19 protein-coding genes, 1 tRNA gene and 1 riboswitch are annotated in these 24764 nt (G+C 69.2%); of the genes, 14 read left to right on the top strand and 6 right to left on the bottom strand.

Annotated elements, in window-relative coordinates:
- The first annotated feature begins 10 nt into the window (after positions 1–10).
- From CES90_RS35385 to CES90_RS35340, 10 genes are all read left to right on the top strand, one after another.
- A complete protein-coding gene (locus tag CES90_RS35385) occupies positions 11–2173 on the top strand; it encodes a tetratricopeptide repeat protein (RefSeq protein WP_189782758.1) in 2163 nt (720 codons plus the stop codon).
- Positions 2170–3483 carry a cytochrome P450 family protein gene (locus tag CES90_RS35380; protein WP_189782757.1) on the top strand — a complete coding sequence of 438 codons (1314 nt, stop codon included), beginning with the start codon at positions 2170–2172 and terminating at the stop codon, positions 3481–3483. Before CES90_RS35385 ends, CES90_RS35380 begins: the two co-directional genes overlap by 4 nt.
- A 183-nt stretch (positions 3484–3666) precedes the next feature.
- Positions 3667–4677, top strand: a complete 1011-nt coding sequence (locus CES90_RS35375; protein ID WP_189782756.1) for a LysM peptidoglycan-binding domain-containing protein — start codon at positions 3667–3669, stop codon at positions 4675–4677.
- A gap of 185 nt (positions 4678–4862) precedes the next feature.
- Positions 4863–5062, top strand: a riboswitch (cyclic di-AMP (ydaO/yuaA leader).
- Positions 5063–5066: 4 nt separating this feature from the next.
- Complete coding sequence (locus CES90_RS35370; protein WP_189782755.1) at positions 5067–5768, top strand: LysM peptidoglycan-binding domain-containing protein; 702 nt, start codon at positions 5067–5069, stop codon at positions 5766–5768.
- Between the two features lie 431 nt (positions 5769–6199).
- Positions 6200–7480, top strand: a complete 1281-nt coding sequence (gene eno, locus CES90_RS35365) for a phosphopyruvate hydratase (protein WP_189782754.1) — start codon at positions 6200–6202, stop codon at positions 7478–7480.
- A gap of 103 nt (positions 7481–7583) precedes the next feature.
- Positions 7584–8060: an FtsB family cell division protein gene (locus CES90_RS35360; RefSeq protein ID WP_189782753.1), complete on the top strand. Its 477-nt coding sequence runs from the start codon at positions 7584–7586 to the stop codon at positions 8058–8060.
- Between the two features lie 34 nt (positions 8061–8094).
- The gene (locus CES90_RS35355) at positions 8095–8625 is read left to right on the top strand and encodes a DUF501 domain-containing protein (protein ID WP_189782752.1); all 531 of its coding nucleotides are present in this window, start codon (positions 8095–8097) and stop codon (positions 8623–8625) included.
- The gene (locus tag CES90_RS35350; protein ID WP_189782751.1) at positions 8622–9587 is read left to right on the top strand and encodes a Ppx/GppA phosphatase family protein; all 966 of its coding nucleotides are present in this window, start codon (positions 8622–8624) and stop codon (positions 9585–9587) included. Before CES90_RS35355 ends, CES90_RS35350 begins: the two co-directional genes overlap by 4 nt.
- 479 nt (positions 9588–10066) lie before the next feature.
- Positions 10067–11452: an NAD(P)/FAD-dependent oxidoreductase gene (locus CES90_RS35345; protein ID WP_189782750.1), complete on the top strand. Its 1386-nt coding sequence runs from the start codon at positions 10067–10069 to the stop codon at positions 11450–11452.
- A 378-nt stretch (positions 11453–11830) separates the two neighbouring features.
- A complete protein-coding gene (locus CES90_RS35340; protein ID WP_189782749.1) occupies positions 11831–13138 on the top strand; it encodes an SAM-dependent methyltransferase in 1308 nt (435 codons plus the stop codon).
- Between the two features lie 80 nt (positions 13139–13218).
- Here the strand turns inward: CES90_RS35340 and CES90_RS35335 are convergent, their stop codons facing one another.
- Complete coding sequence (locus tag CES90_RS35335; protein ID WP_189782748.1) at positions 13219–15759, bottom strand: ABC transporter permease; 2541 nt, start codon at positions 15757–15759, stop codon at positions 13219–13221.
- Between the two features lie 117 nt (positions 15760–15876).
- On the bottom strand, positions 15877–16662 hold the full coding sequence (locus CES90_RS35330) for an ABC transporter ATP-binding protein (RefSeq protein WP_189782747.1): 786 nt from the start codon (positions 16660–16662) through the stop codon (positions 15877–15879).
- A 428-nt stretch (positions 16663–17090) separates the two neighbouring features.
- On the opposite strand from CES90_RS35330, the gene CES90_RS35325 reads away from it, so the two are divergent.
- Together CES90_RS35325 and CES90_RS35320 are read left to right on the top strand one after the other, a co-directional pair.
- A tRNA-Leu gene (locus CES90_RS35325) sits at positions 17091–17173 on the top strand.
- A gap of 284 nt (positions 17174–17457) precedes the next feature.
- Positions 17458–18339: a Bax inhibitor-1/YccA family protein gene (locus CES90_RS35320; protein WP_189782746.1), complete on the top strand. Its 882-nt coding sequence runs from the start codon at positions 17458–17460 to the stop codon at positions 18337–18339.
- 100 nt (positions 18340–18439) lie between these two features.
- Here the strand turns inward: CES90_RS35320 and CES90_RS35315 are convergent, their stop codons facing one another.
- Positions 18440–18670, bottom strand: a complete 231-nt coding sequence (locus tag CES90_RS35315; RefSeq protein WP_149828724.1) for a DUF4287 domain-containing protein — start codon at positions 18668–18670, stop codon at positions 18440–18442.
- Between the two features lie 103 nt (positions 18671–18773).
- On the opposite strand from CES90_RS35315, the gene CES90_RS35310 reads away from it, so the two are divergent.
- Complete coding sequence (locus CES90_RS35310) at positions 18774–19085, top strand: hypothetical protein (protein ID WP_189782745.1); 312 nt, start codon at positions 18774–18776, stop codon at positions 19083–19085.
- 138 nt (positions 19086–19223) lie between these two features.
- Here the strand turns inward: CES90_RS35310 and CES90_RS35305 are convergent, their stop codons facing one another.
- From CES90_RS35305 to CES90_RS35295, 3 genes are all read right to left on the bottom strand, one after another.
- Positions 19224–20006, bottom strand: coding sequence for a hypothetical protein (locus tag CES90_RS35305; RefSeq protein WP_189782911.1), 783 nt, complete (start codon positions 20004–20006; stop codon positions 19224–19226).
- Between the two features lie 283 nt (positions 20007–20289).
- Complete coding sequence (locus tag CES90_RS35300; protein WP_189782744.1) at positions 20290–21510, bottom strand: acetyl-CoA C-acetyltransferase; 1221 nt, start codon at positions 21508–21510, stop codon at positions 20290–20292.
- Between the two features lie 315 nt (positions 21511–21825).
- A complete protein-coding gene (locus CES90_RS35295; RefSeq protein ID WP_189782743.1) occupies positions 21826–22953 on the bottom strand; it encodes an SGNH/GDSL hydrolase family protein in 1128 nt (375 codons plus the stop codon).
- A gap of 346 nt (positions 22954–23299) precedes the next feature.
- Between CES90_RS35295 and CES90_RS35290 the strand changes: the two genes are divergently transcribed.
- Positions 23300–24694, top strand: a complete 1395-nt coding sequence (locus tag CES90_RS35290; RefSeq protein WP_189782742.1) for a cystathionine beta-synthase — start codon at positions 23300–23302, stop codon at positions 24692–24694.
- Positions 24695–24764: the final 70 nt, after the last annotated feature.

Raw genomic sequence — 24764 nt, 5'->3', positions numbered from 1 at the left:
GTTGCGACGCGTGGGGGCTGGTGTGGGGCGGGAGCCGGAGGACGAGACCGGGGAAGAGCGCTCGGTGAAGGCCAGTGGCAGCAGGTCGGTCGCCGCCGGGGGTGACATCGGCATGGTGATCACCGGCGACAACGCCACCGTCAACTCCATCACGGGCGGAACCTACAACGAGCCCGTCATCCAGGCCCGCAACATCGGCAACACCTCGACGGGGCCTCAGTACACCGGTGACCACTTCGACTTCAGGGGTGCCGACTTCCACGACAAAGTCGTCGCCAAGGAGACCAACTACACGGAGACCAACTACTACGGCAATGTTCCGGCCCCCGCCGACTGGCGGCCGGTGGCCGATGTCGAGCCCCGGCAGCTCGGGGTCAGCGAGACCCTGCCCATACCCGGGCAGCCCGGCATCCCGCCGTACGTCCCTCGCGACTGCGACGAGGAACTGGAGGCCAAGCTCGCGCACGGCGGCCTGGTGCTGATCCTGGGGGAGCGGTACGCGGGCAAGTCGTACACGGCGTGGCAGGGCGTGCGGTCGCTGGACGGCCATGTGTTCTATGCGCCCCACCACGGCGAGGATCTGCGGGACCTTCTCGTCGCGTTGCAGGGCAGGACCGGCAAGTACGTGGTCTGGCTGGACGAGTTGACCGACCACTTCGGCGAAGGCGGCTTGGAGCCACGGCTGTTGGGCAAGCTCACCGGCCTCGGCGCGGTCGTGCTCGGCACCATGAACCCCGACGAGTACTACCGGCGCCGGACCCGGACCGGCCCCGGCGACCGTGTCGTGGCCACGGCCCGCACGGTACGACTGCCCCGCGAGTGGACCGACGCCGAGCTGCGGCGCCTGTCGCAACTCGACGACCCACGCGCCTACCCGGCCTACATGTGGAGCGGCAAGGAGGGCGCGGCCTCGTACTTCGCGGTCGGCCATCTGCTGTTCGACGAGTGGCAGCGCGAGGGGACGCGGGCCGAGCATCCGCGGGGGCAGATGCTGGTGCGGGCGGCGGTGGACCTGGCGCGGTGCGGGGTCACGGGCGCCGTACCGGTCGAACTGCTCCGGCAGGTCCAGGAGCAGTACGGGACGGAGGAGCAGGAGTCGTTCGAGGATGCTCTCGCCTGGGCGACGACCTCGCTGTTCGGCGTCTCGGGACTGCTCGTGCGGGGCGAGGAGGCCGACACCTGGCGGGCGTACGGGGCGCTGGTCGCGGAGGCGCTGCGGTCGGACGACCTGGAGCCGGTGCTGGACGGGGTGTGGTGGCTGCTGCTCGACGCGGCTGCGTCCGGGGCACCGATCGACCGTACCGCCGTCCTGGACGCGGCCCGTGCGGCGCTGCACCCGCGGTTCGAGGAGGGCGACGCGGAGCTGATGTTCGCCTTCGCCGACCGAGTGGGTGGCGGCGAGAGTGAGGGTCTGCTGCGGAGGGCGGCCGACGCGGGACACGTACAGGCGACTGAGGCGTGGGCAGCGCGGCTGGTGGATGCCGGGGACGAGGTGACGGCGCTTCGCTACCTGGAACTCGCGGCGGAGGCCGGGAGCGTCAGTGCGGCACGTGAGGCCGGACGATTGCACCGCGAGCGCGCTGAGCGGTGGTTACGGGTGGCTGCTGAGAGCGGAGACGGCGAGGCGGCGCATCAGTTGGGCGATTTGCTGGGGGGTGGGGCGGACCCCCAGGAAAGCCTCCGGTGGTACGTCAAGGCAGTCGATGCCGGTTATGAGGCGGCGGCCACGAGCCTCGGCCGGGAACTGATCAACCGGAACGGACGGAAGGACGGGGAATTCTGGCTCCGCCGCGGTGTAGCCCTCGGAGATGCACAAGCAGCGCTCAGTCTCGCGGTCGTTCTGGAGGACCAGCGGGGTCGCAACGCGGAAGCGGAGGAGCTTTACCGCAGAGCCATGGCAGCAGGGCATCCCCTCGCGTCTTCTTACCTCGGCGAGCTTCTCCTCCGCACAGGTCCCGTGGATGAGGGGGAGGCTCTTCTGCGCCGGGCCGCCGCGCAAGGCAGCGATGAGGCCGCGTACTGGCTGTGGATGCGCATGGTGAAGAGTGGTGACAAGCCGGAAGCCAACAAGTGGCTGGTCACAGCCGCCCGACTGGGCCACTACTACGCGAAGCGGCATCTGGGCCAGCTCCCCGGCCCCGACTCGGACCCACCAGCTACCGTCAACGAGTGACCAACCAGCCCCACCCCACCCCCACCGGCACCCCAACGGGAACCGACGCACCCGACCTCTTCACCTGGGAGTTCGCCACCAATCCCTACCCGGCGTACGCCTGGCTCCGTGAGCACGCCCCCGTGCACCGCACGCGTCTCCCCAGCGGCGTAGAAGCCTGGCTGGTCACCCGCTATGTGGACGCGAAGCAGGCCCTGGCCGACGCGCGCCTCTCCAAGAACCCGGCGCATCATGACGAACCGGCCCACGCCAAGGGGAAGACCGGGATCCCCGGCGAGCGTAAGGCCGAGTTGATGACTCACCTCCTCAACATCGACCCGCCGGATCACACGAGACTCCGCCGGCTCGTCTCGAAGGCCTTCACGCCCCGCCGAGTCGCCGAGTTCGCCCCCCGCGTCCAGGAGCTGACCGACCACCTCATCGACCAGTTCGCGGACAAGGGCGAGGCCGATCTCATCCACGAGTTCGCCTTCCCACTCCCCATCTACGCGATCTGCGACATGCTCGGCGTCCCCCGCGAGGACCAGGACGACTTCCGCGACTGGGCCGGCATGATGATCCGGCACGGCGGCGGCCCGCGCGGCGGGGTCGCCCGGTCGGTCAAGAAGATGCGCGGCTACCTCGCCGACCTCATCCACCGCAAGCGCGAGGCACTCCCCGACACCCCCACCCCCGGCGAAGACCTCATCTCCGCTCTCATCCGCGCCTCCGACCACGGTGAGCACCTCACCGAGAACGAAGCCGCGGCCATGGCCTTCATCCTCCTCTTCGCCGGCTTCGAGACGACGGTCAACCTCATCGGCAACGGCACCTACGCCCTCCTCACCCACCCCGACCAGCGCGCCCGCCTCCAGACCTCCCTCGCCGCGAAGGAAACCGCACTGCTCGAAACCGGCGTGGAGGAACTCCTCCGCTACGACGGCCCCGTCGAACTCGCCACCTGGCGCTTCGCCACCCAGCCCCTGACCATCGGCGGCCAGGACATCGCTCCCGGCGATCCCGTCCTCGTCGTCCTCGCCGCCGCCGATCGCGACCCGGCCCGCTTCAACGACCCTGACACCCTCGATCTCTCCCGCCGCGACAACCAGCACCTCGGTTACGGCCACGGCATCCACTACTGCCTCGGCGCACCTCTTGCCCGCCTCGAAGGACAGACCGCGCTGGCCACGCTCCTCACCCGCCTCCCCGACCTGCAACTCGCGGTGAATCCGGCCGATTTGCGGTGGCGCGGTGGGCTCATTATGCGTGGATTGCGCACCCTTCCGGTGGAGTTCAAGCCGGTTCGGGTGGCCGATGGTGGTACCTCGTAAGCGGCCAGTAGCAGTACCCCACCCGGCGCCGATACATGACAGACTCTCAAGTCTGTGATCTTCACGTGATCTACGCTGCATTAACTTGTGACAACTGATCGACTGCCGATACGTTCACGCATCAGTGCGAAGGGCCGCCACACCCTTCGCACAGGTCACTGCTGTCGTGTGAAAGGCAACCGCATGCTCTCCGGGACCGGTCGTCACCGTCGCCCCCGTCAGGCTCCGGCCCTCCTCGTCGCCGCCGGAGTGACCGGCTCCGCCATCGCCATCCCATTCCTCGGCGCCACCGGCGCGAGCGCGGCCAGCGGAACCACCTGGGACCAGGTGGCGGAGTGCGAGAGCGGCGGCTCCTGGAGCGCGGACACCGGCAACGGACGCTACGGCGGCCTCCAGATGACCCAGGAGAACTGGGAGAGCTACGGCGGCCTCGACTACGCCACCAGCCCCGACCAGGCCAGCCGTTCACAGCAAATAGCCGTCGCCGAGAAGATCCTCGCCGACCAGGGCGTCGGCGTCTGGTCCACCTGCGGGCTGCTCCACAACCTCGGCGGCGACTCCGGTACCGCCGATGTGGACACCGGTGTCGCGGACGATTCGTCGAACTCGGGTGATTCATCCAGTTCCACGGAATCGACGAAGTCGGCTGAATCCCCTGAAACACCCGATTCCTCCCGCTCCGCCGACTCGTCCAATTCATCCGAAACGTCCGACTCTTCCCCGGATGCCGCAGAAGGCTCCATCAAGGCCGACGTCGATTCGAACGACTCCAAGAACTCCGGCGAATCCGCCGAATCCGGTGACTCCGTCGAATCCGGTGACTCCGGCAGCGATGTCTCGCAGGGATCCGACAGCTCTTCCGCGGATGACGCCGGCAGCGGTCGCCATCGGGGTGCGAGCGCTGACGAGAGCGCCGACGACAACGCCCGTACCGAATCCTCCTCGTCCTCGTCCTCGCCCTCGGGCCGTCACGCCTCCCGGGGCGGCGAGGCCGCGCGCGAAACCGTCGACGCCGTCCATGCCTCGTACACCGTCCGCGAAGGGGACAGTCTGACGTCCATCGCGGACTCCCTTGCCCTTCAGGGCGGGTGGCGTGAGCTGTACGCCGAGAACGAGGGCACGGTTGGAACTGACCCGGACCTTATCCTTCCCGGTCAGACCCTCGAAGTCGGTGTCGAAACGGGCGAAAAGTAGCGAGAGTTCGGGTCATGGTTCGCCCCCGAATGCCCGTTTTGATCTCGGTGGGAGATGAATCACAGACCCCCTGATCGTCTTTGATATTCGGCGAATCACGTGATTACGGTCGTGACCGCTCGCACCACAGCGGGCCCCTGCGGTCGTCACGCCGAATCCTGTCAACGGCCGCGTGGGAACAGTCGTCGCGTCAAGCGCCGTAGGCAGGAGCGGGGGACCCAAGGTAAGTGCCGGGTCCGGCAGTTGAGGCCCTTCGGGGTCGCACGACCGGAACCGGCTCGGGGTGAAGCCGCGCGATGTGAGCCGAAAGGCGAACGAGCGCGGCCGGGCAACTCAACCGGCCCGAACCCGACAGCTCACCTCGCAGGCGTCGGTGAGGGGATCACTCCATGCTGTTTTCCAGCAAGGGCAAGCACCGCCGCCCGAGCAAGGCCGCCCGTGCCATCGCCGTCGTCGGCGTCACCGGTGCCGCCGCCATCGCCGCTCCGCTGATGGTCGCCGGCAGCGCCTCGGCCGCCACCGCCTCCGAGTGGGACGCGGTCGCCCAGTGCGAGTCCGGCGGCGACTGGTCCATCAACACCGGCAACGGCTACTACGGCGGTCTGCAGTTCGCCGCCTCCACCTGGGCCGGCTATGGCGGTACGAAGTACGCCGCCACCGCCGACCAGGCCACCAAGGCCCAGCAGATCGAGATAGCCGAGAAGGTCCTCGCGGGCCAGGGCAAGGGTGCCTGGCCGGTCTGCGGCACGGGCCTGTCCAGCGCCTCCTACGACGGTGCCGCCGCCTCCGACAGCGGCTCCTCGAACTCGAACTCGGGCTCGAACTCCGGCTCCTCGCAGGAGAGCACCCAGGAGAGCACTCAGGAGACCCGCGCCTCCCGCTCCTCCGAGCGCGCCACCGTCGAGACCCCGACCGGCAAGAAGGTCAAGAAGGGCGACGGCGAGTACAAGGTCGTCTCCGGCGACACCCTCAGCGGCATCGCCGAGGAGGAGAACGTCGAAGGTGGCTGGGAGAAGCTCTACGAGCTGAACCAGGACATCATCGACGACGCCGACTTCATCTACCCCGGCCAGCAGCTCCACCTGAGCTGACGACCGGGCGGATGTGAGCGGGCTGTGCGACCGGTTCGGCTGTGCCGAAAAACAGGCCGCTCCTCAGCTGAACCACAGTCCGCTCACATCCGTGTCCTCCTTAGTGAAGACCTCGTGAGGGCAACCCCCCTGTCCCCCACGGGTTCCCCGCTCCGGTGCGCACTCCCCCCGTACGCACCGGAGCGGGCTTTTTCTTGCCCGCCCTCCTTGGCCGCCACCTCCCTGCCGCCCTGCTGTCACCTCCCCCCTGTCACCTCCCCCTGTCACCTCCTTGTTCACTTCCCCGCCCCCTCCCCTTTGTTCCGGCATGGAACAATCGGTACGGTCTCTTCGTCCACGGGACGGTCGGTCGGCTGCCGACAGTCCCGGGGCGGTTAGGCTCTAGTCGCAAACAGCGTCACATCGCGTCACATCCCAAGAAGGAGATGCTCGTGCCGTCCATCGACGTCGTCGTAGCCCGGGAAATCCTGGACTCCCGAGGCAACCCCACGGTCGAGGTCGAGGTCGGCCTCGACGACGGCAGCACGGGTCGTGCCGCCGTTCCGTCCGGCGCCTCCACGGGTGCCTTCGAGGCCATCGAGCTCCGTGACGGCGACCCCAACCGCTACCTCGGCAAGGGTGTCGAGAAGGCCGTCCTCGCGGTGATCGAGCAGATCGGCCCGGAGCTCGTCGGCTACGACGCCACCGAGCAGCGCCTGATCGACCAGGCGATGTTCGACCTGGACGCCACCGACAACAAGGGCTCCCTCGGCGCCAACGCCATCCTCGGCGTCTCCCTCGCCGTCGCCCACGCCGCCTCCGAGGCCAGCGACCTCCCGCTCTTCCGCTACCTGGGCGGCCCGAACGCGCACCTGCTGCCGGTGCCGATGATGAACATCCTGAACGGCGGCTCGCACGCCGACACCAACGTGGACATCCAGGAGTTCATGATCGCCCCGATCGGCGCGGAGTCCTTCTCCGAGGCCCTGCGCTGGGGCGCCGAGGTCTACCACACCCTCAAGAAGGTGCTGAAGCGCAAGGGCCTGAACACCGGCCTCGGCGACGAGGGCGGCTTCGCCCCGAACCTGGACTCGAACCGCGCCGCCCTCGACCTCATCCTCGAGGCCGTCAAGGAGGCCGGTTACACCCCCGGCGAGCAGATCGCCCTGGCGCTCGACGTCGCCGCCTCCGAGTTCTACAAGGACGGCGTGTACGTCTTCGAGGGCAAGGAGCGCTCCGCCGCCGAGATGACGGACTACTACGCCGAGCTCGTCGACGCCTACCCGCTCGTCTCCATCGAGGACCCGCTGTTCGAGGACGACTGGGACGGCTGGAAGACCATCACCGAGCGCCTCGGCGACAAGGTGCAGCTCGTTGGTGACGACCTGTTCGTCACCAACCCCGAGCGTCTGGCCCGCGGTATCGAGGAGGGCGCCGCCAACGCCCTGCTGGTGAAGGTGAACCAGATCGGTTCCCTCACCGAGACCCTGGACGCCGTCGAGCTGGCCCAGCGCAACGGCTTCAAGTGCATGATGTCCCACCGCTCCGGCGAGACCGAGGACGTCACCATCGCCGACCTCGCCGTCGCCGTGAACTGCGGTCAGATCAAGACCGGCGCCCCGGCCCGCTCGGACCGCGTCGCCAAGTACAACCAGCTGCTGCGCATCGAGGAGATCCTCGACGACGCCGCGGTGTACGCCGGCCGCAGCGCCTTCCCCCGTTTCAAGGGCTGAGCCTTACTGGCTGTAGGTAGCGTCGTACGTACGTCCCCGTACCCGGTCCCGTACCGTGTGCGGGGACGTACGCACGTAGGCACATGGGAAGGGGAAGTGGGACATGGCCGTGAAGGACCGGGACCGTTTCTCCACGGCGACCAGGCTGAAGCTGCTCGGTGAGCAGACGGCCGCCCGGGTCTACCGCTCCCAGACCAAGCGCCAAGCCCGCCGCTCCCGGCTGACCGGCCGCGCCGCGCTGCTCGCCCTCGTCCTCTGCTCGATGATCGTGGCCCTCGCCTATCCCATAAGGCAGTACGTCTCCCAGCGCGCCGAGATCGCCGAGTTGCAGCAGCAGCGCGAGGAGGCGCGGGAGCGTGTCGAGGAGTTGCGTGACCTCAAGGCGCGCTGGCAGGACGACGCGTACGCCGAGCAGCGCATCCGGGAGCGGCTGCACTATGTGATGCCGGGCGAGACCGGCTACACGATGATCGACCCGGACGCGGCGAAGCAGTCCCGTGCGACGCAGGGGACGGCCGACCGTCCCTGGTACACCAATGTCTGGGACGGGGTCGACAAGGCCGACGCCGCCGACCAGTGACCGACCAGAGCTCTAGAGAGACTTACGTACAGGTATGCAGACGCCCCCGCCGCCCACCCCGCGCACCGAGCCCACCGACGCGGACGTCGAGGCCTTCCAGCAGCAGCTCGGGCGCCCGCCGCGCGGGCTGCGCGCGATCGCGCACCGCTGTCCGTGCGGGCAGCCGGACGTCGTCGAGACGGCGCCCCGCCTGCCGGACGGCACGCCCTTCCCGACGACGTACTACCTGACGTGCCCGCGCGCCGCCTCCGCGATCGGCACGCTGGAGGCGAACGGCGTGATGAAGGAGATGACCGAGCGGCTGGGCAAGGACGAGGAGCTGGCCGCGGCCTATCGCGCCGCTCACGAGGACTACATCCGGCGCCGCGACGAGATCGAGGAGCTGAAGGGCTTCCCGAGCGCCGGCGGCATGCCGGACCGGGTGAAGTGCCTGCATGTGCTGGTGGCGCACTCCTTGGCCGCCGGTCCCGGCGTGAATCCGCTGGGCGACGAGGCGATCGAGATGCTGCCGGAGTGGTGGGCCAAGGGTCCCTGCGTGGTTTCCGCCGCGGAGGCCGGCGAATGACCCGGGTCGCCGCCGTCGACTGCGGTACCAACTCCATCCGCCTCCTCGTCGCCGACGCGACAGTGTCTGAAAGCGCCTCCGGCGCGGGGTCGACCGGCGAACTCGTCGAACTGGACCGGCGGATGACCATCGTCCGCCTCGGCCAGGGCGTCGACCGTACGGGCCGGCTCGCCCCCGAGGCGCTGGAGCGGACGTTCGCCGCCTGCCGTGAGTACGCGGCGGTCATCAAGGAGCACGGCGCCGAGCGGCTCCGTTTCGTCGCGACCTCCGCGTCCCGCGACGCGGAGAACCGCGACGAGTTCGTACGAGGGGTGCTGGACATCCTCGGTGTCGAGCCCGAGGTGATCTCCGGCGATCAGGAGGCCGAGTTCTCCTTCACCGGCGCCACCAAGGAACTGCTCGACCGGGAGGACCTTGCCAAGCCGTTCCTCGTCGTGGACATCGGTGGCGGCTCGACCGAGTTCGTGGTCGGCGACGGCCATGTGCGCGGGGCCCGCTCGGTGGACATCGGCTGTGTACGGCTGACCGAGCGGCACCTCGTCCGGGACGGCGCCGTCGTCGACCCGCCGGGCGACGAGCAGATCGCCGCCATGCGCGCCGACATCGAGGCCGCGCTGGACCTCGCGGAGCGGCATGTGCCGCTGCGGGAGGCGCACACGCTCGTCGGGCTCGCCGGCTCGGTCACGACCCTGTCCGCGATCGCCCAGGACCTCCCCGAGTATGACTCGGCGGCCATCCACCACTCCCGTGTCCCGCACGACCGCGTCCGCGAGATCACCGAGTGGCTGCTGCGCTCGACGCACGCCGAGCGCGCGGCCGTCAGGTCGATGCATCCCGGACGCGTGGACGTGATCGCGGCCGGTGCCCTCGTACTCCTGTCGATCATGGAGCGGATCGGGGCGGAGGAGGTCGTGGTCAGCGAGCACGACATCCTTGACGGAATCGCCTGGTCTGTCGCGTAAGTGGCGATATGGAGTCGGCGGCCGAGGCGGCCGGGGGGAGTCTTTGCTACTCGCCGGTAGCCTCGGTTGAGCCGTTCGGATAACGCATGAGCGCGCTCCAGGCGTGCTCCAGGGTCCCTCGACAGCGTGCCGCCGGAAAACTTCGTGAAGTTCTTCACAAGAGAATCGGCCCTGATGGGCGACGTTTTGAGGCTGTGCAGAGCCTTCGAGGGCTCCGGCGGGTCAACAGGGTGCCGCCGAGAGGGTTGCGCGGCGGTCTCGTCCGGGTGAAAACGCGGCCGGTTCGGAGTGTTCTCCAGGGGCGTCACGCGGCCGGAAGGGCAGTTCACGCGGCCTTGACAACCTCCCGCCGTACAGGGGGTTCCCTGTTGCGGCCATGACCTGCGTCACGGGGGGTCGCGCAGTGTAGCAGAGGGTGTGTGGAAGCTTGTGAAGGGGCGCACGAGCACCCCCCTGATGGCGGGTACATACTCGATGGCATGAGCACCACGGAGCGTCCCAGGATCCTCGTAGTAGGCGGTGGGTACGTAGGCCTGTACGCAGCTCGGCGCATCCTCAAGAAGATGCGCTACGGCGAGGCGACCGTCACGGTCGTCGACCCCCGGTCGTACATGACCTACCAGCCCTTCCTCCCCGAAGCCGCCGCCGGCAGCATCTCCCCGCGGCATGTCGTCGTCCCGTTGCGACGCGTGCTCCCCAAGGCGGAGGTCCTCACCGGCCGGGTCACCACCATCGACCAGGACCGCAAGGTCGCCACCGTCGCGCCGCTGGTCGGCGAGGCGTACGAGCTGCCCTTCGACTACCTGGTGATCGCGCTCGGCGCGGTTTCCCGCACCTTCCCGATCCCCGGCCTCGCCGAGCAGGGCATCGGCATGAAGGGCATCGAGGAGGCCATCGGCCTGCGCAACCACGTCCTCGAACAGCTCGACAAGGCCGACTCCACGACCGACGAGGACGTCCGCCGGAAGGCGCTCACGTTCGTCTTCGTGGGCGGTGGCTTCGCCGGTGCGGAGACCATCGGTGAGGTCGAGGACATGGCCCGCGACGCCGCGAAGTACTACAACAACGTGTCCCGCGAGGACATGCGCTTCGTCCTCGTCGACGCCGCCGACAAGATCCTCCCCGAGGTCGGCCCGAAGCTCGGCCTCTACGGCAAGGAGCACCTCGAGGGCCGCGGGGTCGAGGTCTACCTCAACACCTCCATGGACTCCTGCGTCGACGGCCACGTCGTGCTGAAGAACGGCCTGGAGGTCGACTCCAACACGATCGTCTGGACCGCCGGCGTCAAGCCGAACCCGGTCCTCTCGCGCTACGGTCTGCCGCTCGGCCCCCGTGGCCACGTCGACACCCAGCCGACCCTCCAGGTCCAGGGCACCGACTACATCTGGGCCGCCGGTGACAACGCCCAGGTGCCCGACGTCGCCGCCCGCAAGGCCGGCGTCGAGAACGCCTGGTGCCCGCCGAACGCGCAGCACGCGCTGCGTCAGGCCAGGGTCCTCGGCGACAACGTGGTCTCCGGTATGCGGGGCTTCCCGCAGAAGGAGTACGCGCACTCCAACAAGGGCGCGGTGGCGGGCCTCGGCCTCCACAAGGGCGTCGCGATGATCGTCATGGGCAAGATGAAGATCAAGCTGCGCGGCCGCCTGGCGTGGTACATGCACCGTGGCTACCACGGTCTGGCCATGCCGACCTGGAACCGCAAGATCCGCGTCTTCGCCGACTGGACGCTCGCGATGTTCCTCAAGCGTGAGGTCGTGTCGCTGGGTGCCATCGAGTCTCCTCGCGAGGAGTTCTACGAGGCGGCCAAGCCGGCGCCCGTCGCTGCCGCTCCGGTGAAGACCGAGGAGAAGGCCAAGGCCTCCTGACCTTTCCGGTCGCCCTTTGATCGACCTGAGGGACCTCCCGCCATCCGTGGTGCGGGAGGTCCTTCGGCGTTCCGGGCGCCTTCCAGCTCGGGGGATTCGGTGCGATGGCGGCTGCGGGTGGTCTCTGGCTGGTCGGCCAGTTCCCCGCGCCTCTGAAACGCCGGGGCACGCCCAGTCCTTCAGGAGCGCGGGGAACTGCGCGAGCAACCCCCACTCACCCGCAGTCGCCAACGCACGAACCCCCGAGCTCGACCGCGAAAGCACTCGGCGGCAGAGGGAAACGCACTCGTAACGCCCCCGGGGGACTGCGGCCGAGCCCCGCAGGTGTTTACGTATGGACTGGACATTCCGGGATCTGTCGTCACGGAGGTGTGCACCATGCAGGACGCCGCGTCGCGGCTGAAGACCCTGTCCGAGCAGGCGCTGGGGGCCTCGCTCCCGGTCCGGCTCCGGGCGTGGGACGGTTCGGAGGCCGGCCCCCCGCAGGCCCCCGCGCTGGTGGTACGGAACCGCAGGGCCCTGCGCCGGCTGCTGTGGAAGCCGGGCGAGCTGGGCCTGGCCCGGGCCTGGGTCGCGGGAGACCTGGGTGTCGAGGGGGACCTGTACGCCGTACTGGATCTGATGGCGGACCATGTGTGGGAGCGCGGGGAGGACGCCCGCGGGCTGACCGAGGCCCTGCGTGATCCGAAGGTGCGGGCGGCTGTCAGGGGGTTGCTGAAGCTGGCCGGGCCCGCCGTCCTCGTGCCGCCCGGACCGCCCTGCGAGGAGATCCGCGGAAGCCGCCACCGGCACACCAGACGCAGCGACAAACGCGCCGTCAGCCACCACTACGACGTGGGGAACGACTTCTACGAGATCGTCCTCGGCCCGTCGATGGTGTACTCCTGCGCGTACTGGCCGGCCCTCGAGAGCCACCCCGACAGCACCCTCGAAGCCGCCCAGCACGACAAGCTCGACCTCGTCTGCCGCAAGCTCGACCTCCGTCCGGGACAGCGGCTGCTCGACGTCGGCTGCGGATGGGGCTCCATGGCCGTCCACGCCGCCCGCGAGTACGGCGTCGGCGTTGTCGGCATCACGCTGTCGCAGGAGCAGGCCGCGTACGCCCGTAAGCGGGTCGCCGAGGAAGGGCTGACCGACCGGATCGAGATCCGCGTACAGGACTACCGCGACGTCACCGACGGGCCCTACGACGCCGTCTCGTCCATCGGCATGGCCGAACACGTGGGCGCGGACCGCTACTTGGAGTACGCCGAGAACCTGTACGCGCTCCTCGCTCCGGGCGGACGGCTCCTCAACCACCAGATCTCACGGCGGCCGCAGCACGACGAGGGCTCGTACTCCCTCGACGGGTTCATGGACGCGTACGTCTTCCCGGACGGCGAACTCGCCCCCGTCGGCACCACCGTCACCCAGCTCGAACGTGCCGGGTTCGAGGTCCGGGACGTCGAGTCGATCCGCGAGCACTACGCCCTCACCCTGCGCCGCTGGGTGGCCAACCTGGAGGCCGACTGGGCGCGTGCGGTGCGACTGACCAGCCCCGGGCGGGCTCGTGTGTGGCGGCTGTACATGGCCGCCTCCGCGCTCGCGTTCGAGCGCAATCGCATCGGCGTCAATCAGGTGCTGGCCGTCAGGACCTCCGAGTCCGGCGACTCGGGGATGCCGTTGCGCTCCCGCACCTGGAACTGAGCGAAGGGGCCCCGTTCCAGTACGGGTACTGGAACGGGGCCCCGACCTAAGTGCTCCCGCGCTACTCCGACCGCTCCGAGCTACTCGGACTTGATCGCCGTCAGCATGTTCAGCTTCGCCGCACGCCGGGCCGGCCAGAGCGCGGCCAGGATGCCGACCGTGGCGGCCAGCAGCAGGAAGAGGGCCATGCGGGCCCAGGGCAGGACCAGCTCGTACGTCGGCATGTGCGCGGCGAGCAGTTCGCCGGCCGCCCAGCCGAAGAAGACACCGAGACCGATGCCGAGGACACCGCCGAAGAGGGAGATGACCAGGGACTCCAGCCGGACCATCCGCTTGATGCCCCGGCGGTCGAGGCCGATCGCACGGAGCATGCCGATCTCCTGGGAGCGCTCGAAGACGGACATGGCGAGGGTGTTGATGACACCGAGGACGGCGACGATCACGGCCATGGCCAGCAGGCCGTAGAGCATGTTCAGCATCAGGGTGAACATGCTGGCGATCTCGTTGGAGATGTCCTGCCGGTCCTGGACCCGGATGGCCGGGTTGTCGCCGAGTGCCTTCTCCAGCCGGTCCTTGGTGGCGTCGGAGGCGCCCGCCGAGGTCTTGACCATGACCTGCATGTCGGCCGGGTCGGCGGTGGCCGGCAGCCGTTCCGTCAGCGTCGCGTTGTCCAGGAGGATGCCGCGGAGCAGCTCATTGCCCTCGTAGACCCCGGCGACCGTCAGCTTCTGCCGCTCGCCGCCCTCGAACGCGGCGGTGAAGGACGAACCGGCCTTCCAGCCGCGGCGCTCGGCGGTGTCCGCGTCCACGACGACGTCCGTGCCGCCGACCTTGAACGACCCGTTGTCGATCGTGAGGTCGGTGAGCTCGCGGATGGCGGAGCCGTTGACGCCGGTGAGGTACTCGGTCTCGTCGCCGATGACGGACTCGGCGTTGCGCAGCGACGAGGTGGCGGCGACGCCCTCGGTCGAGGCGAGCTTCTTCTCCACGTCGGGGGAGAGGAAGTTGCCGTTCGCCATCGAGACGACGTAGTCCGCCTTGATGGCGTCGGCGGCCATCTTGTTGATCGACGTCTGCAGGCTGCCCGCCATCACCGTCATCCCGGTGATCAGGGTCAGGCCGATCATCAGGGCCGAGGCGGTCGCGGCGGTACGGCGCGGGTTGCGTACGGAGTTCTGCCGGGCGAGCTTGCCGGAGACGCCGAACACGCGCAGCACCGGGGCGCCGGCCGCGACGAGCGGACGGGAGAGCAGGGGCGTGAGGACGAAGACGCCGATGATCAGGAGTACGGCGCCGAAGCCCATCGGGGCCTGGCCGTCCGAGCCGTCCATGGTCGTGGCGTAGAGGACGGTGGCGATGCCCGCCCCCGCGAACAGCGCGCCGATCGTGTTCCGTACGACGAGCGACTTGGTCGTCGCCGGCGCGTGCACGCTGCCCATCGCGGCGACCGGCGGGATCTTCGCCGCGCGGCGCCCCGGCAGCCAGGCGGCCAGCATGGTGATCAATACACCGACCAGCAGGGCGGTGGCGACCGTGCCGGGCGAGACGACCAGCGGGCCGGCCGGTACGGTCGCGTCGAGGACGCCCATCAGGGACCGCATCCCGGCGCCGATGCCGACACCGGCGGCGAGACCGACGACCGCCGCGACCGCGCCCACCACGAACGCCTCGACCAGCACCGAACGTGTCACCTGACGGCGGGAGGCGCCGACCGCGCGCAGCAGGGCCAGCTCCTTGGTGCGCTGGGCGACCAGCATCGTGAAGGTGTTGGCGATGATGAACATGCCCACGAACAGGGCGATCCCGGCGAACACCAGCAGACCGTTCTTCAGCCCGCTCATGGACGAGGCGATCATCTCGGCCTGCTGATCGGCGAGCCGCTGTCCGGTGGTGGTGGAGGCGGTGTCGTCCGGGACGATCTTGTCTATGGCCGTCTGGAGCCGGTCCTGGCTGGTGCCGTCCGCCGCCCGCACGGCGATCTCGTCGTACTGGCCCTCCATGTGGAAGAGCTTCTGGGCGGTCGCCGTGTCGAACAGGGCGAGGCTGCCACCGGCGGCGACGTTGCCGTCGTCCGTCGTGAAGATCGCGGTGATGGTCGGGGTGAGGACCGGCCCGTCGACGGACAGCCGAATCGTGTCGCCGACCTGGTAGCCGGCGCGGTCGGCGGTCTTCGAGTCGATGGCGATCTCGTTCTCGCCCCTGGGGGCACGGCCGCCGTCCTCGATCGGATACCGGGGATCGTCATCACCCCAGTAGTTCCCGCCCTGGGACTGGAAGCCGCCGCCGATCAGCTTGCCGTCCTTGTCGGCGAGGGCGGTGAAGCCGCTGACCACACCGATCGCGGACGCGGCGCCGGGGGCCTTCTCGACCTTCGCCAGCAGCTCCGGCGTCAGCTTCGGCTGCTCGACGGCCTCGCCGCCCTCGTTCAGGCGGCCCTCCGGCTGGATCGCCACGTCCACGTGGTCGAAGCCCTTGGCCGAGCTCTTCTGGAGCGCGTCCGAGATGGTGTTCGTGAAGACCAGCGTGCCCGACACGCAGGCGACGCCGAGCATCACGGCGAGCACGGTCATGAGAAGCCTGGCCTTGTGCGCGAGCACGTTGCGCAGGGCGGTACGGAACATGAAGGGTCCCTGTCAGGGGTCGATGGTGGTGTGGCGGTGGTGGCGTGCCGGTGGTGGTGTGGTGGTGTGGCGGTGGTGGCGTGCCGGTGGTGGTGTGGCGCTTGGGTGCGAACTCCCCTAGCTGGTCCGCCCCTTGGCGTCGAACCGCTTCATCCGGTCCAGCACGGAGTCCGCGGTCGGCTCGTACATCTCGTCCACGATTCGCCCGTCCGCGAGGAACACCACCCGGTCCGCGTACGCCGCCGCCACCGGGTCGTGCGTCACCATCACCACGGTCTGCCCCAACTCCCGTACGGAGTTGCGCAGAAAGCCCAGCACCTCCGCACCGGAGCGCGAGTCGAGGTTTCCTGTCGGTTCGTCACCGAAGATGATGTCCGGCCGGGAAGCGAGCGCGCGGGCCACGGCGACCCGCTGCTGCTGGCCGCCGGAGAGCTGGGAGGGGCGGTGGCTCAACCGGTCGGCGAGGCCCACCATCCGGATCACGGTGTCCAGCCACTGCTTGTCCGGCTTACGGCCCGCGATGTCCATCGGGAGGGTGATGTTCTCCAGCGCCGTCAGCGTCGGCAGCAGGTTGAACGCCTGGAAGATGAAGCCGATCTTGTCCCGGCGGAGCTTGGTGAGCTGCTTGTCCTTCAACGAGCCCAACTCGGTGTCGCCGATGCGCACGGACCCGGTGGAGAAGGTGTCCAGGCCCGCCACGCAGTGCATGAGCGTGGACTTGCCGGACCCCGACGGGCCCATGATCGCGGTGAACTCGGCCTGCCGGAAGTCGATGGTGACCCGGTCCAGGGCGACCACCCGGGTCTCACCCTGTCCGTAGATCTTCGACAGTTCCGTGGCACGGGCGGCCACGGCGGTGGACCGGTCGGCGAGGGAAGTGCCGGCAAGGGGAGTGGTCGTCACGGGTGGGTACTCCTGTCGGGGCGAGGACGTGTGTCGAGGAATGCCTCCATCGTCGCGACCGAGGGCCGCCGTGTAGTCAGTCGCAGTTCTGGTTCCGGGAGCAGACTTCTGACGGACGGACGGGCGCCTTGTCATACCTGGGTATGACGGCCGCCCTCGAGAGGCGCCCGGACTAACACGAGTCACCGCGGTCATCCGCCGCGCCCTTGACGGGTCGTTCGTTCGGGCGGTGACGGGCGGTGAAATTCCGTCATTCCCCATACGGCGGGCCGTGCCGTCCGAAAGGCTACTGGCAAGTGCGGATGGCGTGTTCCCTGTGCTGATGCACCCTCAGACGTCAATAAAATAAGACAACATCGGTCCGCTCGTCCGCTGTTCGGGGGAAGCCTCCCGATAGGCTCGTAACCTCAGCGCGGAGCCCATGGCCTGCCCGGATGGTGGAATGCAGACACGGCGAGCTTAAACCTCGCTGCCCCTCGCGGGCGTACCGGTTCAAGTCCGGTTCCGGGCACCTCCGACCAACATCGAACAAATTCTCCCACCCTGCCTCGCCCCCGCCGAGGCAGCCCCACCCGATGCGTCAGGGTCGATCTCCGCCGGGTCGCGGGTGTGTACCGGGTTGGTCATGAGGTTGAGGGGGCCGACGCGGGGAATCACGGAGACGCGTAGCGTGTTCGATGTCATGGCAAGGGAAGTCATGCCAGGGGAAAGATCCTCCCCGAGCAGTAGAGGCAATCCTTTGCCTACCTATTACTCTTGAGCCAAGGCCACGCAGGGTGGCCATGGAGGAGTGAAATGAGGAGCAGCAACCCGGTCTTCTCGCGACGGGGGTTCAGCCGCGACAACGGCTACGCGGGCTTCAACACCGCGCCGCAGGCCGGGGGAGCAGCTGTCGGCACCCAGGGCAACCCCTACGCCCAGCAGGGCGCCAACCCGTACGCGACGAACCCGTACGCCCAGCAGGAAGTCCAGCACGGCGCCCCGCCGCAGGCCCCGGTCCGCACCGGCGCCATGACCATGGACGACGTCGTCGTCCGCACGGCCATGACGCTCGGCACGGTCGTCGTCGGCGCGATCCTCGCCTGGGCCCTCCTGCCGGTGACGCGCACGAGCTACGGCCTCGCCGTCGGCGCCGCGCTCATCGCCTTCGTCCTGGCGATGGTGCAGTCCTTCAAGCGCAAGGCCTCGCCCGCGCTGATCCTGACGTACGCCGCCTTCGAGGGTGTCTTCCTCGGCGTCATCAGCGAGATGTTCAACACCCAGTGGTCCGGCGCGCCCTTCCAGGCGGTGCTCGGCACCATGGCCGTCTCCGGCGCCACCCTCCTGGTCTACAAGGCGGGCTGGGTCCGGGTCACCGCGCGGTACGCCCGTATCGGCATCACCATCGCCATCGCCTTCATCCTGGTCATGGCGGTCAACCTGCTGCTGGTCGTCTTCGGTGTCGCCGAGGACGGCGGACTGCGCAGCATGGGCCCGCTCGGCGCGATCGTCGGCATCCTCGCGATCGTCCTCGGCGCGTTCTTCCTGACCCTCGACTTCAAGCAGATCGAGGACGGCATCACCTACGGCGCCCCTCGCGAGGAGTCCTGGCTGGCCGCGTTCGGCCTGACGATGACCCTCGTGTGGATCTACATCGAGATGCTGCGACTGGTCGCGATCTTCAGCGGCGACGACTAGAAGCCGGTGCCCTGTGAAGGGTCGCACTCAGTGAAGGGCCCGCGAACCTCGGTTCGCGGGCCCTTCGCCGTTTCCGGCTGCCCAAGCGGAGCGCGTCCGCTCAGAGGAGTTTGCGCGCAGCCCTCCTCAGGTCGTACTCGTGAACGATCGCTTTGGCGTGGCCGTACGCGAGGTCGTACTCGTGCCGGAGCCAGCTGACCTTCTCCTCGAAGTTGAAGAGAGCGGGGCCTTCATCGACTTTGCGCAGCCAGTCGGAGACTTCACGACCGGTGCAGTGGGGGATGCGGGCGAGCAGATTGCGATGGGTCTCCTCGGAGAAGACTTGGGACATCGGCGCCTCCGGACGAAAGGGAATGTAAGCCGGTCCTTCAAGTCACGTTGCCTGAGCCGCGGCCTGTTGGCAACAGTCCCGTTGTGACGCGTACGCTCGCGGCGTGCTTGATACGACGCCGTTGACACGTGCCGTGGATCATTTCGCCGACCTGTTGCGGGCTGCCCCGCAGAGCCGGCTGCAGCGGGGCGCTGCCGCGGAGGCGCTGGGGCTGGCCAGGGAGTTGGCACTGCGTGCCCAGCGGTTGGAGTGTCCCGGAGGGCCGCTTCGGGAGATGCCGGATGCGGGGATGTTCGCGGCGGCTGATCAGGTCATGGTCGCCGGGAATGATCTCGCATTGGTTTTGGGGGATGAGACGGAGTTGGCTGAGGCCGTGGCGCTGGTGGAGGAGGCGCAGCGGCGGGCTGGGGTGTGAGGGCGCCCAGTGGCTCCGGGAGTGTTCGGCCGCTGCCGCCTCCGAGCGTTTGCGACTGCGGGCTGTTCGTGGCTTGTCGCGCAGCTCCGCGCGCCCCTGATGGGGCGCTGCCCGCACCCGGCAGTGGCAAACGAACCCCTACAGCGACGCTATGACCCTGTCCGCCAGGATGTAGACCTTTTCCTCGCCGCATTCGAACGTGAGTGTGTAGGCGCCGGAGATGCCGGAGCCGCCCAGGAGGACGGGGGTGTCGCCGGTGCGGAGGGCGCCGGCGAGGCGTTCGGCGGTTTCGCGGTGGCCGGGGGTCATGCAGAGGGTGGTGCCGTCGGCGAAGACGTAGACGTCGAGGGTGCCGAGGGGGCCCGGACGGACGTCGGCCAGCTCGGTGCGGGAGGCGGCGAGGTCCTCCAGGCAGGCGACCGTGCGCTCGTGGTCGTTGGTGACCGGGGACTGCACCGGGACGAAGTCGGGGTGCGAGGGGTGGCGGCGGCGGGCCGCGGCCAGTTCCGCGGACTCCCCGGCGAACTCGTCGCCCTCGAGGCTCGGCTCGGTCACCGGTTCGAGGTGCTCCAGGCCCGCGAAATCGGACTGTCGGGGCAGGAACAGCTCACTGTCGGGCAGACCCAGCAGGGAGGGCGCGTCCGTGGCGTCACGCGCCTCCTGGGCGGCCCAGAACGCCCGCGCCTCGGCCAGCTCACGCTCCCGCTCCTCGGCCAGCGCCTCGGCCACGGCGGCGCGTATCTCCTCCGCGTCGGCGGCCGGACGGGCGGCCGGTACGACGGGCCGCACACCCGCGGCCCGGCCCTCGGCCAGCTCGGCGTGGAGCGCGGCGACCTGTCGGCGCAGACCCGTGAGGGTGCGCAGGACGACGACGCCCACGACGGCGGTGGCGGCCGTGGTGAGCAGCAAGGCGATCGGCATGGCGCTCACTGACGTACTCCCGGTTCAAAGTCGACCCCCGACTTCCTACATCAGCTTGAAGGGCGGACTAACCAGCTGTCAGTGCGTAACGTCACGAAACGGGCATGATTTTTGGCCCGATGTTTGGTGGTGAAACGCCCCTGAGCTGCGTAAATCGCTCTCCGGGGGGAGATAGGTCACATCCTGGGGGAGATTGGATCACAAATCGGCCCAGAGCCCCGGAGTTTCCGGGGCTCTGGGCCAGAGAATCACGCTGAGTTCCGCGGTGGTGACGCCAGGGTGTTCAGCTGAGGCGCTCGATGACCATCGCCATGCCCTGGCCGCCGCCGACGCACATCGTCTCCAGGCCGAACTGCTTGTCGTGGAACTGGAGCGAGTTGATCAGTGTGGCGGTGATGCGGGCACCGGTCATGCCGAACGGGTGGCCGACGGCGATGGCGCCGCCGTTGACGTTCAGCTTGTCCAGCGGGATGTTCAGGTCGCGGTACGAGGGGATCACCTGGGCGGCGAAGGCCTCGTTGATCTCGACGAGGTCGATGTCGTCGATGGTCAGGCCCGCGCGGGCGAGGGCCTGCTTCGATGCCTCGACGGGGCCGTAGCCCATGATCTCGGGGGAGAGGCCGGACACGCCGGTGGAGACGATACGGGCGAGGGGCGTGAGCCCCAGCTCGCGCGCCTTGGTGTCGGACATGATCACCAGGGCGGCGGCGCCGTCGTTCAGCGGGCAGCAGTTGCCGGCCGTGACCAGGCCGTCCTCGCGGAAGACCGGCTTCAGGCCCTGGACGGCCTCCAGGGTGACGCCCGGGCGCGGGCCGTCGTCCTTGCTGACGACCGTGCCGTCGGGGAGTGTCACCGGGGTGATCTCGCGCTCCCAGAAGCCCTTCTTGATGGCCTCCTCGGCGAGGTTCTGCGAGCGGACGCCGAACTCGTCCATCTCCTGACGGGTCACACCCCAGTGCCGGGCCAGGTTCTCGGCGGTCTGGCCCATCGCGATGTAGGGGTCGGGCAGCAGGCCGTCCTCGCGCGGGTCGTGCCAGCCGGCGCCGGTCGACTTGGAGACCGCCTCCGTACGGGCCTCGGCGTCGGCGAAGAGGGGGTTGTGGGTGTCGGGCATGCCGTCGGAGCTGCCCTTGATCATGCGGGACACCGTCTCGACACCGGCCGAGATGAAGACGTCGCCCTCGCCGGCCTTGATGGCGTGCAGGGCCATACGGGAGGTCTGCAGCGAGGAGGAACAGTAACGGGTGATGGTGCAGCCCGGCAGATGGTCCATGCCCATCTGTACGGCCACGATCCGGCCCAGGTTGTGGCCCGACTCGCCGCCGGGGAGGCCGCAGCCGAGCATCAGGTCGTCGATGTCCTTGGGGTCCAGCGCCGGGACCTTGTCGAGGGCCGCCTGGATGATCGTGGCGGTCAGGTCGTCGGGGCGGAGGTCCTTGAGCGAGCCCTTGCCCGCGCGGCCGATCGGGGAGCGGGCGGCTGAGACGATCACGGCTTCGGGCATCACGGCTCCATTGGCGTACGGGATTGCAGGGCTGTGGTGAAGTTACCCGTACGTATGGTTCGGGTCACGCGCATGAGGGTGTGACACCGACCGCACTTTTCTAAGCGCTTGCTTTTTGGGTCAGGTGCCTCATGGGGTGGGGGTACGGATGGGGTTCCCCGCGCCCCTGAAAGACACGGCCCTGCGGGCCGAAAAGCACGGGGCGCAGCCCCTGCTTTTCAGGGGTGCGGGGCTGTATCGATATGCGGCTCCGCCGCGGGGCGCGACAAGCCCCCACCCGCCCGCAGTCGTCAGCGCACCGTCCTGACCGAGCCCTTAGGCGGACGGCTCCGCGGCCGTCGTGGGGGCCGGATCCGTCGCCGGCACCCTCCGCCGACGCCGCCGCTTCAGCAGAGCCCAAGGCCCACGAGGCCCCGTAGGCATGGCGGCCGTCACCTCGGTGCCGGCTTCGGACGCGGCCTCGGCGGCGGCGCGAGCCACCGGCAGGAAGCCCTCGCGGCGGCTGACGTCGGGGCGCTCCTCCTCCGCCGGCCACAGCCCGAGGGCCGCGCAGACGGTCGGCAGCACGGCCATCGCGGCCGTCGCGTACCCCTCCGCGGAGGGGTGGTAGTTATCGGGGCCGAACAGTTCGCGGGGGTTCTGTGCGAACTCGGGGCCGAGGAGGTCGCCCAGCGACACGGTGCGGCCACCCTGCTCGACGGCTCCGATCGTCTGCGCGGCCGCCAGCTGACGAGAGGCCCGCCGAGCGAGCCAGCGCAAGGGCTGCTGGACCGGCTCGATCGTGCCGAGGTCGGGGCAGGTGCCGACCACGACCTCGGCGCCGGCCGTGCGCAGGCGGCGTACCGCGGCCGAGAGATGGCGTACCGAGCGGGTCGGGGGCATCCGGTGGGTCACGTCGTTCGCGCCGATCATGATCACGCAGATGTCGGGGACCTGGGCCGGGTCCTCCAGGACCAGCGTCACCTGACGGTCCAGGTCGTCCGACTGGGCTCCCGGCAGCGCGACGTTGCGGAGCTCCACCGGACGCTCGGCCACCGCCGCGAGCCCCGAGGCGAGGAGGGCGCCCGGGGTCTGCCGGGCCCGGTGGACGCCCTGGCCGGCGGCGGTGGAGTCGCCGAGCATGACCAGCCGGAGCGGGGGGTCGTCGGGGGCGTCGTGCGAACCGGTGTGCGAGCCGTCGTGCGGACCGGTGTGCGAGCCGGTGTGAGAGCCGGTGTGCGAGCCGAACGGGCGGCCGTACCGGCTGCCGTACGAACGGCCGTACAGGCCCTCCGCGCTCGGCGGATGCGGGCTGTTCCCGTTGCCCACATGGCGCTTGGCCATCCGCACCTCGGCCAGCAGCACCCCGACGGCCGCCGCACCGACCAGGCCGATGCCACCGCCCCCGTACGCCGCGCCCGCCGCGATGCGCCGGGCCACCCTCGCCCTAGACATGCTCGACATGCGTCGCCGCCACCTCCTTTTGCGGGCCTGTCTTCCGGCTCAGGCCTAGGGCGCGGGGCCTGGCACGCACATCTGCGGCGTTGTCGTCGGTTGCCGACGCTCCGCGTCGACGCCCTCCTCCGCCCTGCAGCTGCACGAGCCAGGCCCCGCTCACCGGTGGCCATCGGGCGCCGTGGCCCGAAGCCGGCCCGATCGGGAAGACAGGCCCTAGCCGTACAACCACTCCTTGCCCCGAAGCGGCCCTCGGCCAATCCAGACGAGATGTGAACATGAGGGGATCAGCAGGAGCGGGGCTTAGGCTGGCGGAACATCACGACCATCCCTTTTTGCAGCTCCGGAGACAACGGTGCAATTCCACGACTCGATGATCAGCCTCGTCGGCAACACCCCGCTGCTGAGGCTCAACAGCGTGACCGAGGGCATTCAGGCGACCGTCCTGGCCAAGGTCGAGTACTTCAATCCCGGCGGCTCCGTGAAGGACCGCATCGCGCTGCGCATGATCGAGGCGGCGGAGCAGAGCGGGGAGCTGAAGCCGGGCGGCACGATCGTCGAGCCCACCAGCGGAAACACCGGCGTGGGGCTGGCCATCGTGGCGCAGCAGAAGGGGTACAAGTGCATCTTCGTGTGCCCCGACAAGGTGAGCACCGACAAGATCAATGTGCTCCGGGCGTACGGGGCCGAGGTCGTGGTCTGCCCGACCGCCGTCGATCCCGAGCACCCCGACTCGTACTACAACGTCTCCGACCGGCTGGTGCGCGAGACGCCGGGCGCCTGGAAGCCGGACCAGTACTCCAACCCGAACAACCCGCTCTCCCACTACCACTCGACCGGCCCTGAGCTGTGGGAGCAGACGGAGGGGAAGATCACCCACTTCGTGGCGGGGGTGGGCACCGGCGGCACCATCTCCGGGACCGGGCGGTACCTCAAGGACGCCAGTGAGGGGCGCGTCCAGGTCATCGGGGCCGACCCCGAGGGGTCCGTGTACTCGGGCGGGTCCGGGCGGCCGTATCTCGTCGAGGGCGTCGGTGAGGACTTCTGGCCGACCGCCTACGACCGGACCGTCGCCGACGAGATCGTCGCCGTGTCCGACAAGGACTCCTTCCAGATGACCCGGCGGTTGGCGAAGGAGGAGGGGCTGCTCGTCGGCGGGTCGTGCGGCATGGCCGTCGTCGCGGCGCTGCGGGTCGCCGAGCGGCTCGGGCCGGACGACGTCGTGGTCGTGCTGCTGCCGGACAGCGGGCGCGGGTACCTGAGCAAGATCTTCAATGACGAATGGATGGCCGACTACGGCTTCCTGGAGGACGAGGGGCCGAGCGCGCGCGTCGCCGACGTACTCGACCACAAGGAGCACGGCGCCATGCCGTCCCTCGTCCACATGCACCCGGACGAGACGGTCGGTCAGGCGATCGAGGTGCTGCGGGAGTACGGCGTCTCGCAGATGCCCATCGTGAAGCCGGGCGCCGGGCACCCGGACGTCATGGCCGCCGAGGTCGTGGGGTCGGTGGTCGAACGGGAGCTGCTCGACGCGCTGTTCACCCAGCGGGCCTCGCTCGACGACCCCCTGGAGAAGCACATGTCGGCGCCGCTGCCGCAGGTCGGCTCCGGTGAGCCGGTGGGCGACCTGATGTCCGTGCTCGGTTCGGCCGACGCGGCGATCGTGCTCGTCGAGGGCAAGCCGACGGGTGTGGTGAGCCGGCAGGACCTGCTCTCGTTCCTCGCCAGGGGCGGCGCGAAGCAGTAGAGAAGCAAGAGAGAAGCAAGAGAGAAGCAAGAGAGAAGCCATAGGAAGCGGGAGAAACCGCGCTCAACGG

The organism is Streptomyces capitiformicae (genome assembly GCF_002214185.1).
Taxonomy (GTDB): domain Bacteria; phylum Actinomycetota; class Actinomycetes; order Streptomycetales; family Streptomycetaceae; genus Streptomyces; species Streptomyces capitiformicae.
This window is presented reverse-complemented; position numbering and strand designations above follow the sequence as displayed.

What these genes read in the sequence shown, in the direction of transcription:
- CES90_RS35375 (WP_189782756.1), top strand. Translation starts at nt 3,667, where the DNA reads ATGCTCTCCGGGACCGGTCGTCACCGTCGCCCCCGTCAGGCTCCGGCC.
- CES90_RS35370 (WP_189782755.1), top strand. Translation starts at nt 5,067, where the DNA reads ATGCTGTTTTCCAGCAAGGGCAAGCACCGCCGCCCGAGCAAGGCCGCC.
- CES90_RS35360 (WP_189782753.1), top strand. Translation starts at nt 7,584, where the DNA reads ATGGCCGTGAAGGACCGGGACCGTTTCTCCACGGCGACCAGGCTGAAG.
- CES90_RS35355 (WP_189782752.1), top strand. Translation starts at nt 8,095, where the DNA reads ATGCAGACGCCCCCGCCGCCCACCCCGCGCACCGAGCCCACCGACGCG.
- CES90_RS35350 (WP_189782751.1), top strand. Translation starts at nt 8,622, where the DNA reads ATGACCCGGGTCGCCGCCGTCGACTGCGGTACCAACTCCATCCGCCTC.
- CES90_RS35345 (WP_189782750.1), top strand. Translation starts at nt 10,067, where the DNA reads ATGAGCACCACGGAGCGTCCCAGGATCCTCGTAGTAGGCGGTGGGTAC.
- CES90_RS35340 (WP_189782749.1), top strand. Translation starts at nt 11,831, where the DNA reads ATGCAGGACGCCGCGTCGCGGCTGAAGACCCTGTCCGAGCAGGCGCTG.
- CES90_RS35335 (WP_189782748.1), bottom strand. Translation starts at nt 15,759, where the DNA reads ATGTTCCGTACCGCCCTGCGCAACGTGCTCGCGCACAAGGCCAGGCTT.
- CES90_RS35320 (WP_189782746.1), top strand. Translation starts at nt 17,458, where the DNA reads ATGAGGAGCAGCAACCCGGTCTTCTCGCGACGGGGGTTCAGCCGCGAC.
- CES90_RS35315 (WP_149828724.1), bottom strand. Translation starts at nt 18,670, where the DNA reads ATGTCCCAAGTCTTCTCCGAGGAGACCCATCGCAATCTGCTCGCCCGC.
- CES90_RS35305 (WP_189782911.1), bottom strand. Translation starts at nt 20,006, where the DNA reads ATGCCGATCGCCTTGCTGCTCACCACGGCCGCCACCGCCGTCGTGGGC.
- CES90_RS35300 (WP_189782744.1), bottom strand. Translation starts at nt 21,510, where the DNA reads ATGCCCGAAGCCGTGATCGTCTCAGCCGCCCGCTCCCCGATCGGCCGC.
- CES90_RS35295 (WP_189782743.1), bottom strand. Translation starts at nt 22,953, where the DNA reads ATGTCGAGCATGTCTAGGGCGAGGGTGGCCCGGCGCATCGCGGCGGGC.